This window comes from Burkholderia sp. AU33803 (assembly GCF_002223095.1).
Taxonomy (GTDB): Bacteria; Pseudomonadota; Gammaproteobacteria; order Burkholderiales; family Burkholderiaceae; genus Burkholderia.
This window is the reverse complement of sequence record NZ_NKFJ01000003.1, coordinates 71,047-82,499: the sequence shown is the minus strand read 5'-3', so window position 1 is coordinate 82,499 and position 11,453 is coordinate 71,047. Positions and strand designations below refer to the sequence as shown.

General features: G+C 68.9%; 9 protein-coding genes and 1 riboswitch. Of the genes, 4 read left to right on the top strand and 5 right to left on the bottom strand.

From position 1 onward, the window contains the following. Positions 1 to 28 precede the first annotated feature (28 nt). Together thiS and CFB41_RS01765 are read right to left on the bottom strand one after the other, a co-directional pair. The gene (gene thiS, locus CFB41_RS01770; protein WP_069246958.1) at positions 29 to 226 is read right to left on the bottom strand and encodes a sulfur carrier protein ThiS; all 198 of its coding nucleotides are present in this window, start codon (positions 224 to 226) and stop codon (positions 29 to 31) included. A gap of 32 nt (positions 227 to 258) precedes the next feature. Next, positions 259 to 1,395, bottom strand: a complete 1,137-nt coding sequence (locus CFB41_RS01765; protein ID WP_089455464.1) for an FAD-dependent oxidoreductase — start codon at positions 1,393 to 1,395, stop codon at positions 259 to 261. Positions 1,396 to 1,620: 225 nt separating this feature from the next. Beyond that, positions 1,621 to 1,744, bottom strand: a riboswitch (TPP riboswitch). Positions 1,745 to 2,013: 269 nt separating this feature from the next. Here CFB41_RS01765 and CFB41_RS01755 point away from each other — a divergent pair. The 4 genes from CFB41_RS01755 (at position 2,014) to CFB41_RS01740 (ending at position 7,392) form a co-directional block, all read left to right on the top strand. Next, entirely contained in the window at positions 2,014 to 3,783 is a 1,770-nt protein-coding gene (locus CFB41_RS01755; protein WP_089455463.1) for an ABC transporter ATP-binding protein/permease, read from the top strand. Beyond that, complete coding sequence (locus CFB41_RS01750) at positions 3,780 to 4,556, top strand: SDR family NAD(P)-dependent oxidoreductase (RefSeq protein WP_089455462.1); 777 nt, start codon at positions 3,780 to 3,782, stop codon at positions 4,554 to 4,556. Before CFB41_RS01755 ends, CFB41_RS01750 begins: the two co-directional genes overlap by 4 nt. A 231-nt stretch (positions 4,557 to 4,787) precedes the next feature. Further along, complete coding sequence (locus CFB41_RS01745) at positions 4,788 to 6,050, top strand: MFS transporter (RefSeq protein ID WP_089430505.1); 1,263 nt, start codon at positions 4,788 to 4,790, stop codon at positions 6,048 to 6,050. 25 nt (positions 6,051 to 6,075) lie between these two features. Next, a complete protein-coding gene (locus tag CFB41_RS01740) occupies positions 6,076 to 7,392 on the top strand; it encodes a D-amino acid dehydrogenase (RefSeq protein ID WP_089455461.1) in 1,317 nt (438 codons plus the stop codon). An 87-nt stretch (positions 7,393 to 7,479) separates the two neighbouring features. On the opposite strand, the gene thpR is transcribed toward CFB41_RS01740, so the two are convergent. The 3 genes from thpR to CFB41_RS01725 all read right to left on the bottom strand — a co-directional run bounded on the left by thpR (position 7,480) and on the right by CFB41_RS01725 (position 11,390). Beyond that, entirely contained in the window at positions 7,480 to 8,070 is a 591-nt protein-coding gene (gene thpR, locus CFB41_RS01735) for an RNA 2',3'-cyclic phosphodiesterase (RefSeq protein WP_089455460.1), read from the bottom strand. After that, complete coding sequence (locus CFB41_RS01730) at positions 8,067 to 9,557, bottom strand: sodium:alanine symporter family protein (protein ID WP_089455459.1); 1,491 nt, start codon at positions 9,555 to 9,557, stop codon at positions 8,067 to 8,069. Before CFB41_RS01730 ends, thpR begins: the two co-directional genes overlap by 4 nt. Before the next feature lie 366 nt (positions 9,558 to 9,923). After that, positions 9,924 to 11,390, bottom strand: coding sequence for a glutamate synthase subunit beta (locus CFB41_RS01725; protein WP_039366713.1), 1,467 nt, complete (start codon positions 11,388 to 11,390; stop codon positions 9,924 to 9,926). Between the last annotated feature and the right edge of the window lie 63 nt (positions 11,391 to 11,453).

Genomic DNA, 11,453 nt, shown 5'->3' with positions numbered 1-11,453 from the left:
GGACGATGCGTGAACAACGCGGCGGCGCTCAGCCGCCCGCGACCGGGTGCACGACGTCGAGCTTGTCGCCCGCCGCGAGTGCGCGCGCCGCGTGCTGCGTGCGCGCGACGAAGTTGCCGTTCACCGCGACCGCGTACGGCGGACGCGCGCCGTACGCGGCGAGCGCGTCGGCCACCGTTGCGCCGTCCGGCAACGTCAGGTTCTGTTGGTTGATCTGGATATCCATGAGGCTTCGTCGAATTCGGTCGGCAGCGCGCGTCAGGCCGGCTGGCGCGCGTCGTTGCGGTGATGAAGGAGCGTCGGCCAGCGCGCGGCGTCGCGCCACGCGGCGAACGCATCGGCATCGCCGAACGCGCCGCCGAGCGCGGCTTCGGCGACCGCGACCGCCGCGTGCGCGACTTCCGGCGCGATCATGAAGCCGTGCCGGTACAGGCCGTTGACGGCGAGCGTCGACGCGCCATCCCAGATCACCGCCGGGCGATGATCCGGCAGCGTCGGCCGGCATTGCGCATTGAGTTCGAGGATGCGCGCCTCGCCGAACGCCGGGTGCACGGAGAACGCCGCGCTCAGCAGTTCGAGCGCGGAGCGCACGCTGACGGGCGACATGTCCTCGCCCTCCACCTCGGTCGCGCCGATCACATAGAGATCGTCCTGCTTCGGTGCGATGTACAGCGGGTAGCGCGGATGCAGCAGCCGCACGGGCCGGGCGAGCCCGATGCCGGGCGCGCGCACGCGCGCGACTTCGCCGCGGATGCCGCGCAACGCGGGCAGCGCGGGTTTCGCGCCGAGCCCGCGGCAATCGATCGTGAAATGCGCGGCGGGCAGGTTCGCGTCGTCGATCGTGACGTGCCAGTGCAGGTCGACGCCGCGCTCGACGAGGCCGGCCGCGAGCGCGCGCAGCGCCTGGCGATTGTCGAGCTGGCCTTCGTTCGGCAACAGCAGGCCACGCGCGAAGCGGCCGGCGAGCACGGGCTCGGCCGCGTCGACCTGCGCGCCGGCGAGCGTCACGAAACCGCGGTCGAACAGGTCGGCCGGCGCGTTCGCGCGCACGCGCCGCTCGAACAGCGGCGCCTCCGCGCGATCGGCGTGATGCCAGACGACGAGCGTGCCGTGCTGCTGGAAGAAGACGGGTTCGGGCAGTTCCGCGAGCCACTGCGGCCAGCGCGCGAGCGACGCGGCGCCCAGCTCGGTGATCAGCAGCTCGGCGCTCGCCGCTTCCGCGAGCGGCGCGAGCATCGCGGCCGCGATCCACGCGGCCGACTGCTCGCCGTCCGGGCCGCCGCGCTCGTAAAGCGCGACGCGATGCCCGTCGCCCGCGAGCCGCCAGGCGATCAGGCGGCCGACGAGGCCGCCGCCGAGCACCGCGAAATCGGGTCGGGAATCCCGGGCGTTCATCGCGCGCCCTCCGCGCGAGCACGCACGACGAGCGTCGACGCGCACGCGCCGCCGCATGCGGACGCACGCGGCATCGGGCCGGGAACCATGCAAAAGACTGAAGATTGTGCGGTCATCATTCCTTCCGTAACGCGCAAAGCGCGTACCCAAAAGGACGAAACCGGCAGCAAAGGCCGGCCGGGCGGGACAAGGGCGCTGACCATGTGGGATGGCAGCCAGCGCGACCCGGCGGGATCAGAAACTTCCCTCGCCGGTATTACCCGGATCGGGTGCGAAGGGTCTTTCTCAGCCTCATCGCGCTGCCCGGAACATCTGCCGGCCGCGCCACGAAGCACCCCTGTTTCGTCGTCGGCCATTAGACCATAAAAGCGGAAAGCGCCGCAAACTGTCCCCCTTGCGGCAAATTCGCCGACGTGCCGCGCCGCTCTGGCACAATGCCCGCAGGCCGGCCGCGCGAGCGGCCGGTTGCCGCGTCACCGCCGGCCTTAAGTGCCGTTTAAGACGCGCGGGCGACCATCCGGACGCCCGCCGTCAGTCGGCGCCGCGTCCCGGCATGCCGTATCGCGGCGCGCACCCGGCTTCGCCCGGCCCGCGCGCCGGCTACTCATCAGGAAGCACATGACCCAATCGATCGATCCCGTCCGCTCCGCCTCCGACGCGCCGCAGGACGAGCGCCCGGTATCCGCATGGAGCCTCATCAAGCCCTACTGGGTATCGTCCGAATGGAAAATCGCGTGGGGCCTGCTGGTCACGATCATCGCGATCAACCTCTGCGTGGTCTGGATCAACGTCCGGCTGAACAAGTGGAATGCGGAGTTCTACAACGCGCTGCAGTCGAAGGACGTCCACGACTTCCCGAACCTGCTGATGCAGTTCTCCGCGCTCGCGTTCGCGTTCATCATCCTCGCCGTGTACGGCCGCTACCTGCGGCAGATGCTCGGCTTCCGCTGGCGCCAGTGGCTCACCGACCGCTTTCTCGGCCAGTGGCTCGGCGATCGCGCGTTCTACCGGATCGAGCGTGACCGCCTCGCCGACAACCCCGACCAGCGGATCACCGACGACCTCCAGTCGTTCGCGACGACCACGCTCGCGCTGTCGCTCGACCTGCTGTCGACGGTCGTCACGCTCGTATCGTTCATCACGATCCTGTGGTCGCTCGCCGGCGCGCTGACGATTTCGCTCGGCGCGACGCCGATCGCGATCCCCGGCTACATGGTGTGGGCGGCCGCGCTGTACGCGGTGGTCGGCTCGCTGATCATCCAGAAGGTCGGCCATCCGCTCGTGTCGATCAACTACCAGCAGCAGCGCGTCGAGGCCGACTTCCGCTTCGGGCTGATCCGCGTGCGCGAGAACGCCGAGCAGATCGCGTTCTACGACGGCGAGAAGACCGAGACCGGCAACGCGCAAAACCTCTTCATGCGCATCCGCGACAACTGGTGGCACGTGATGAAGTACACGAAGCGGCTCACGTTCGTGCTGAGCTTCTACGGGCAGATCGCGATCATCTTCCCGCTCGTCGTCGCCGCGCCGCGCTATTTCGCGGGTGCGTTCTCGTTCGGCGTGCTGATGCAGATCTCGTCCGCGTTCGGCACCGTCAGCGATTCGTTCTCGTGGTTCATCAACAGTTACTCGACCCTCGTCGAGTGGCGCGCCACCGTCAACCGTCTGCGCGAATTCAAGCGCGTGATGGGCACGTCGCACCTGAAGGAAAGCCTGTCGCCCGCGACCGAGCACGGCGGCATCAACCTGCACTACGTCGACGACGCGAAGCTGTCGACGTCGTCGCTCAAGCTCGCGCTGCCGAACGGCAACGCGCTCGCGACCATCGGCAGCGTCACGATCGAGCCCGGCTCGCGCTGGCTCGTGGTCGGCAAGTCGGGTTCCGGCAAGAGCACGTTCATGCGCGCGCTCGCGGGCCTGTGGCCGTTCGGCGACGGCGCGATCGATGCACCGGTCGGCGCGCGGATGATGTTCGTGCCGCAGACGAGCTACTTGCCGATCGGCACGTTGAAGGCCGCGCTCACCTATCCGGCGACGGCCGACGCGTTCAGCGACGAAGCCTGCCGCGACGCGCTGCGCGCATGCCGCCTCGAGGATTACGTCGGCCGCCTCGACGAAACCGCGCACTGGACCCGCGTGCTGTCGCCGGGCGAACAGCAGCGCCTGGCCGGCGCGCGCGTCCTGCTGCACAAGCCCGACTTCCTGTTCCTCGACGAAGCGACCAGCGCGCTCGACGCCGACAACGAAGCGCGCCTGTACCACCTGTTCGCCGAACGGCTGCCGAAGGCCGCGATCGTCAGCATCGCGCACCGCGAGTCGCTGGCCGCGTTCCATGTGGGCACGATCAACGTCGAGCGCGTGAACGACAGCGACAAGGTCGCGGCTTGAGCACACGCGCCGCGCCCATCGCACGGATCGCGCTGATCACCGGCGCGGGTTCCGGGATCGGTGCGGCGCTCGCGCGGCGGCTCGCGGCACCCGGCATCGCGCTGGCGCTGCATGCGCGCGGCGCGGACGAAGCGGCGCGCGCCCGGCTCACCGACGTTGCTCATGCATGCACGGCGGCCGGCGCGGAGTGCGTCACGCTTACCGGCGATCTCGGCGAGCCGGGCGTCGCCGCGTCGCTCGTCGATGCAACCGCCACGCACTTCGGCGGCCTCGATCATCTCGTCGCCAATGCCGGCTTCGCCGCGCGGCAATCCTTTTCCGGTCTTTCCGCGGATGCGCTCACGTCGGCCTTCGCGGCGATGCCCGGCGCGTTCTCGGCGCTCGCGGGCCGCGCGCGGCCGCTGCTCGAAGCGTCGGTGGCGCCGCGGATCGTCGCGGTCAGTTCGTTCGTCGCGCACCGCTACCGCGCCGACGCGCCGTTCGCGGCCACCGCCGCGGCTAAGGCCGCGCTCGAATCGCTCGTGCGCTCCGCAGCCGCCGAATTCGCCGCGCGCGGCATCACCGTCAATGCGGTCGCGCCCGGCTTCACGCGCAAGGACCACGGGCCGAGCGCCGGCAATGCCGCCGCATGGGCGCAGGCCGAACAGGCGACACCGCTCGGCCGGATCGCCGAACCCGACGATGTGGCCGCGCTGATCGCGTTCCTGCTGTCGGACGCCGCGCGGCAGATCACCGGCCAGGTCGTGCATGTCGACGGTGGCCTGACGCTCTGAAGCACGTGCCGGCGCACGGTGCCGGCGCGTGGACCGCCACCTTTGCCCAGACCTGCACGACGCCCAAGCGATTGGGTCCGCCATCCCGCCTTCCGCGAGCAAACACCCGCCGCCCTCACCGTTCATTGAGCCGACACGCACCGGCACTCCCCTTTTTGGCACCCCGCATCCCGCCCGTAAAATAGCCGTCAGACGGCAGCGCGAGACGAGACAGAAGAGGGGGCGGCAAGCATGCAGGCATTCCAGTGGTTCAACGAACTGTCGACGCGCGAGCGCAGGACGCTATACGCCGGTTTCGGCGGCTACGCGGTCGATGCGTTCGACTTCATGATCTATTCGTTCCTGATTCCGACGCTGATCGCCACCTGGGGCATGACGAAGAGCGAGGCCGGGATGATCGCGACGAGCTCGCTGATCTCGTCGGCGCTCGGCGGCTGGGTCGCCGGCATCCTCGCCGACCGCTACGGCCGCGTACGCGTGCTGCAGTGGACGATCGCGACGTTCGCGCTGTTCACGTGCCTGTCCGGCTTCACCCATTCGTTCTGGCAGCTGCTCGCGACGCGCACGCTGCAGGGCTTCGGCTTCGGCGGCGAATGGTCGGTCGTGACGATCATGATGGCCGAGACGATCCGCTCGCCCGAGCATCGCGGGAAGGCGGTCGGCACCGTGCAGAGCAGTTGGTCGTTCGGCTGGGGCGCGGCCGCGATCCTCTACTGGGCGTTCTTCGCGCTGCTGCCCGAGCAGGTCGCGTGGCGCGCGTGCTTCTGGATCGGCATCCTGCCCGCGCTGTGGATCCTGTACATCCGCCGCAACGTCAGCGATCCCGACATCTACACGGCCACCCGCCGCGCGCGCGACGAAGGCCGCGTGTCGGGCCACTTCCTCGAGATCTTCTCGCCGCCGCACCTGCGCGCGACGCTATTCGGCAGCGCGCTGTGCACCGGGATGCTCGGCGGCTACTACGCCATCACGACGTGGCTGCCCACCTACCTGAAAACCGTCCGCCACCTGTCGGTGTTCAACACGAGCGGCTATCTCGTCGTGCTGATCGTCGGCTCGTTCGTCGGCTACGTGGTCGGCGCGATCCTGTCCGACCGGCTCGGCCGCCGCGCGTCGTTCATCCTGTTCGCAATCGGCTCGTTCTCGCTCGGCATGGCGTACACCATGCTGCCGATCACCGATACCGCGATGCTGCTGCTCGGCTTCCCGCTCGGCATCGTCGTGCAGGGAATCTTCGCGGGCGTCGGCGCTTATCTGTCGGAGCTGTATCCGGGCGCGATCCGCGGCTCGGGCCAGGGCTTTTGCTACAACCTCGGGCGCGGGCTCGGCTCGTTCTTCCCGATTCTCGTCGGCGCGCTGTCTCAATCGATGTCGCTCGTGAAGGCGATCGGCCTCGTGGCGGGCGGCGGCTACCTGCTCGTGATCGTCGCCGCGCTCGTGCTGCCGGAAACGCGCGGCAAGTCGCTCGTCGACGATCCGGCCGTCGCGTCATGAGCGGCCTCCTCGTTCGGGAAACCGCATGCACGTGATCGTTCTCGGCGCCGGCGTAATCGGCGTCACCACCGCCTGGCACCTGCGCGAAGCAGGCTGCGACGTCACCGTGATCGAACGCGAAGCCGACGTCGCGCAGGCGACGAGCCTCGGCAATGCGGGCGTGATCGCCCCCGGCTACGTGACGCCGTGGGCCGCGCCGGGGATGCCGGGCAAGATCCTCAAGTACCTGTTCAAGCCCGCTTCGCCGCTGATCTTCCGGCCGACGCTCGACGCCGCGCAGTGGCGCTGGATCGCGCACTGGCTGCGCGAATGCGAGTTCGAGCGGTTCCGTGTGAACAAGCAGCGGATGCAGCGCATCGCGTACTACAGCCGCGCGTGCCTGCACGCGTTTCGCGACAGCCATCCGTTCGACTACGGCGCGAGCCGCGGCTACCTGCAACTGCTGCGCGGCGCGTTCGACGTCGAGATGGTGCAGCCCGCGTTGAAGGTGCTGCGCGACGCGGGCATCACGTTCCGCGAACTCGACGCGGCCGGCTGCACGGCGATCGAGCCGGGCCTGCGCTGGGCGCGGCAGGCACCCGTCGGCGGTATCTACCTGCCCGACGACGAAGCCGGCGACTGCGCACGCTTCACGCGCGAACTGCGAGCGCTGTGCGAAGCCAACGGCGTGACGTTCCGCTTTCGCACGGAAGTGCGGGCGCTCGACGTTGCAGCCGGCCGCGTGCGCGGCGTGCGGATCCTCGGTAACGGCGGCGACGCTGGCGGACCGAACCCGCGCGCATCGAACCCTGGCGGCAAGCGCCGCGACGTGCGGCTCGCCGCCGATGCGATCGTCGTCGCGCTCGGTGTCGACAGCGCCGGCCTGCTGCGGCCGCACGGCATCGACGTGCCGCTGTATCCGGTGAAGGGCTACTCGGCGACGCTCGCCGTTGTCGACGACGAAAAATCGCCGCACGCCGCGCTGATGGACGAATCGCTGAAGACGGCGATCACGCGTTTCGGCCCGACGCTGCGCGTCGCGGGTACCGCGGAACTCGGCAACCGGCACGCCGCACTGCGCCAGCAGGCGCTCGATACGCTGATGAAGGTACTCGACGACTGGTTCCCGCACGCGGCCGATCGCGCGTCGGCGCGCTTCTGGGTCGGCCGCCGACCGATGACACCCGACGGGCCGCCGCTGCTGGGCGCGAGCGGGGTCGACGGACTCTGGCTGAACGTCGGCCACGGTTCGACGGGCTGGGCGATGTCGATGGGCTCGGGGAAGGTGGTGGCGGATCTCGTCACGGGGCGAGATCCGGAGATCGACCTGTCGGGATTGACGCTCGCGCGCTACGCTCGGTAGGCTCGGCAGGCACGACGATATCGTCGACGCGATGCGCTGACGCAAAACACATGGCGACCGGCAATCGCAACGCGGCTCACAAGCCGCTCACTGCGCCGCGTGGCCGCCCGCCTCACCGTCCGCCTCTCCATCCGCCCGCGCAATCGGCGCCGACACGATCGGCCGATGCGACACGCCTTCGTGCGACAGCCGGCTTTCGAACAGCGTGAGCGCGTCGAACCGCAGCGCGACCGGCCGCTTCACCGCACCGCCGTGCGCCGGCTGCCCGACCGCATCGTGCGGCAGCCGCGCGAGCGTCACGTGCGGGCGGAACGGCCGCCGGTCGGCCGGCACGCCGAGTTCGCGCAGCTTCGCCGACAGTGCGAGATTCAACGCCGCGCACGCCGGCACGGCGGCCAGCTCGGCGACGATCAGCCGCGCGCGCGGCAGGCTCGGCCACCACGCGATCCGTTCGACCGGCATCAACGGCAGTGCATGCGCGGCCGCGAGCGCCGGCAGGCACGCGGCCAGCGCGTCGCAGCACGCCCGCTCGATCGCGCCGACGAACGCAAGCGTCACATGCAGTTGCGCGGGCAGCGGACGCCGCGCGCCCCGGGTAACCGGCAACGCGTGCAGCGCGTCGCGCGATGCCGCATCGGGCATCAGCGCGACGAACACGCGCAGCCGGTCGCCGTTCATGACTCGCTCGCCACCGCGCGCGGCGCGCGCGCCGGATCAGCCGCGGCCGGACGTTGCGGCAGCGGGCCATGCTCGCCCCACACGTCGGTCGGCAGCACGTTCGCGAGTTCCGGAATCGTGTTGCGCGTGAACACCGGCTCGGCCACGCCTGCCGCGCGCTGGCGGCGATAGTCGCGCCAGGCTGCGTGCGCGTACTTGCCGAGCGCGAGGATCGCGATCAGGTTGATGATCGCCATCAGCCCCATGCTCGTATCGGCCATCGCCCACACGAGCGGCAGTTGCCCGACGCTGCCGAACATCACCATCGCGAGCACCGCGACGCGGAACAGCGGCAGCACGCCGCGCCGCTTCGTGATGAATTCGACGTTGCCTTCCGCATACGCGTAGTTGCCGATCACCGACGAGTACGCGAAGAAGAAGATCGCGAACGCCATGTAGATGCCGCCCCAGTCGCCGACGTGGCTCGCGATCGAGCGCTGCGTGAGCGCCGCACCTTCCATGCCGGTGCCCAGCTCGTACTGGCCCGACAGCAGGATCACGAAGGCGGTCGCGCTGCAGATCACGATCGTGTCGACGAACACGCCGAGCATCTGGATCAGCCCCTGCACGACCGGATGCCGCGTGCTGGCGGTTGCCGCCGCATTCGGCGCGCTGCCCATGCCGGCCTCGTTCGAGAACAGCCCGCGCTTCACGCCCATCGCGACCGCCTGGCTGACCGCATAGCCCGTCAGGCCACCCGCCGCCTGTTCGAGACCGAACGCGCTCTTCACGATCAGCGCGATCACGCCCGGCACCAGCGCGATATGCGTGGCGACCGCATAGACCGCGAGCGCGAGATAGCCGATCGCCATCAGCGGCACGATCACCTGCGCAACCGCCGCGATCCGGCGAATCCCGCCGAAGATGATCGGCGCGGTCAGCAGCACGAGCCCGAGACCGACCGTCGCGCGGCTCCAGCCGAACGACGTGTCGAACGCATCGGCGATCGCGTTGGCCTGCACCGCATTGAACACGAAGCCGAACGCGAGGATCAGCGACAGCGAGAACAGCACGCCGAAGCCGCGCGAGCGCAGGCCCGTCTGGATGTAGTACGCGGGGCCGCCGCGATAGCTGCCGTCCGAATGCGACACCTTGAAGATCTGCGCGAGCGTCGCCTCGACGAACGCGGACGACATCCCGACCAGCGCCGTCATCCACATCCAGAAGATCGCGCCCGGCCCGCCGACGGTCAGCGCGACCGCGACGCCGGCGATGTTGCCGGTGCCGACGCGGCTCGCGAGCCCCGTCGCGAACGCCTGGAATGACGAGATGCTGCCCGGCTCGCCCTTGCTGCCGACCAGCTTCACGCTGAGCAACAGCGCCTTCAGCTGGATCATCCGGAACCGCAACGTGAACCACAGGCCCACGCCGAGCAGCAGCGCGATCAGCACGTAGTTCCACAACACGCCGTTGACGGCGTCGATCAGCCCTTGCACGAGTGCTTCCATCCAGAATCCTTGTAAATAGGGTCAGTCACATGTGATAGCCGCTCGCTTCACGGCCGGAGGGGCGACATGATATGACAGTTTGCAAGGATCATTACAAAACGAAAGGTTTGGGATGACCGGAAATTGCTGCCGGATGTGATCAGATTAGGCGACGCTTCGCGAAAATGCGGAGGTGCAAGGATCGCGACAGCCGCGGCGTGGGATCGTGTCGTGGCGCGCCCGGGGCGGTGTCGGACGCAGCGAGACGCCGGCCGGTCGCCCGATACGAAGCGCACGGCGCGCACCGCACGATCACCGAATCGTGTGCGCAAAAAAACCGGGCGCCCTTTCGGACGCCCGGTTTCCACGACGGCTACCGACCTGCGCTTATCGCGGCAGGTTCGAATGCCCCATCAGGTACGCATCGACCGAGCGTGCGCACTGGCGGCCTTCGCGGATCGCCCACACCACGAGCGACTGGCCGCGGCGCATGTCGCCCGCCGCGAACACCTTGTCGACCGACGTGTAGTACGAACGATCGCCTTCGGTCGCCGCACGCGCATTGCCGCGCGCATCCTTCGCGACGCCGAATGCCTCCAGCACCGGCGCTGCCGGCTGCGTGAAGCCCATCGCGAGCAGCACGAGGTCGGCCTTCATTTCGAACTCGGAGCCCGGCACTTCCTGCATCTTGCCGTCCTTCCACTCGACGCGCACCGCGATCAGCTTCTCGACCTTGCCGTTCTTGCCTTCGAGACGCTTCGTCGCGACCGCCCAGTCGCGCTCGCAACCTTCCTCGTGCGACGACGACGTGCGCAGCTTGATCGGCCAGTACGGCCACACCAGCGGCTTGTTTTCCTCTTCCGGCGGCTGCGGCAGCAGCTCGAACTGCGTGACCTGCTTCGCACCGTGACGGTTCGACGTGCCGACGCAGTCCGAACCCGTGTCGCCACCACCGATCACGATCACGTGCTTGCCCTTCGCGAGCAGCTGGTCGACGAGCTTGTCGCCCGCGTTCACGCGGTTCTGCTGCGGCAGGAAGTCCATCGCGAAATGCACGCCCGCGAGTTCGCGGCCAGGCACCGGCAGGTCGCGCGGCGTTTCCGAACCGCCGGCGATCACGACCGCGTCGAATTCTTCCTTCAGCGTGTCCGGCGAGATGGTTTCCTTCGCGAGGCTACCGATCGACTCGGGCAGCGGATCCTTGCCGATGAACACGCTGGTGCGGAACGTCACGCCTTCCGCTTCCATCTGACGCATGCGGCGGTCGATCAGCCACTTCTCGAGCTTGAAATCGGGGATCCCGTAACGCAGCAGGCCGCCGACCCGGTCGTTCTTCTCGAACACCGTCACGTCGTGGCCTGCACGCGCGAGCTGCTGCGCGGCGGCGAGACCCGCAGGGCCCGAACCGACGACCGCGACCTTCTTGCCCGTCTTGTGCTCGGCCGGCAGCGGCTTCACCCAGCCTTCCGCCCAGGCTTTGTCGATGATCGCGTGCTCGATCGACTTGATGCCGACCGGGTCGTTGTTGATCCCGAGCGTGCAAGCTGCCTCGCACGGCGCCGGGCAGATGCGGCCCGTGAATTCCGGGAAGTTGTTGGTCGAATGCAGGACTTCGATCGCCTGCTGCCAGTCCTGCCGGTAAACGAGATCGTTGAAGTCCGGAATGATGTTGTTGACCGGGCAGCCGTTGTTGCAGAACGGGATGCCGCAATCCATGCAGCGCGCGCCCTGGACCTTCGCGTCCGCGTCGGTCAGTGCCGCGACGAATTCCTTGTAATGCTTCACGCGCGTGAGCGGTGCTTCGTACGCCTCGTGGCGGCGTTCGAACTCCAGAAAACCGGTTGCCTTGCCCATAAGGTGCTCTTCTGTTCGGTGTATCGGGTGGGGGAGCCGCGCGCGGCAGTCAGGCGCGCGCGG

Coding starts and splice junctions, on each gene's coding strand:
- thiS (WP_069246958.1), bottom strand. CDS start 226: ATGGATATCCAGATCAACCAACAGAACCTGACGTTGCCGGACGGCGCA.
- CFB41_RS01765 (WP_089455464.1), bottom strand. CDS start 1,395: ATGAACGCCCGGGATTCCCGACCCGATTTCGCGGTGCTCGGCGGCGGC.
- CFB41_RS01755 (WP_089455463.1), top strand. CDS start 2,014: ATGACCCAATCGATCGATCCCGTCCGCTCCGCCTCCGACGCGCCGCAG.
- CFB41_RS01745 (WP_089430505.1), top strand. CDS start 4,788: ATGCAGGCATTCCAGTGGTTCAACGAACTGTCGACGCGCGAGCGCAGG.
- CFB41_RS01740 (WP_089455461.1), top strand. CDS start 6,076: ATGCACGTGATCGTTCTCGGCGCCGGCGTAATCGGCGTCACCACCGCC.
- thpR (WP_089455460.1), bottom strand. CDS start 8,070: ATGAACGGCGACCGGCTGCGCGTGTTCGTCGCGCTGATGCCCGATGCG.
- CFB41_RS01730 (WP_089455459.1), bottom strand. CDS start 9,557: ATGGAAGCACTCGTGCAAGGGCTGATCGACGCCGTCAACGGCGTGTTG.
- CFB41_RS01725 (WP_039366713.1), bottom strand. CDS start 11,390: ATGGGCAAGGCAACCGGTTTTCTGGAGTTCGAACGCCGCCACGAGGCG.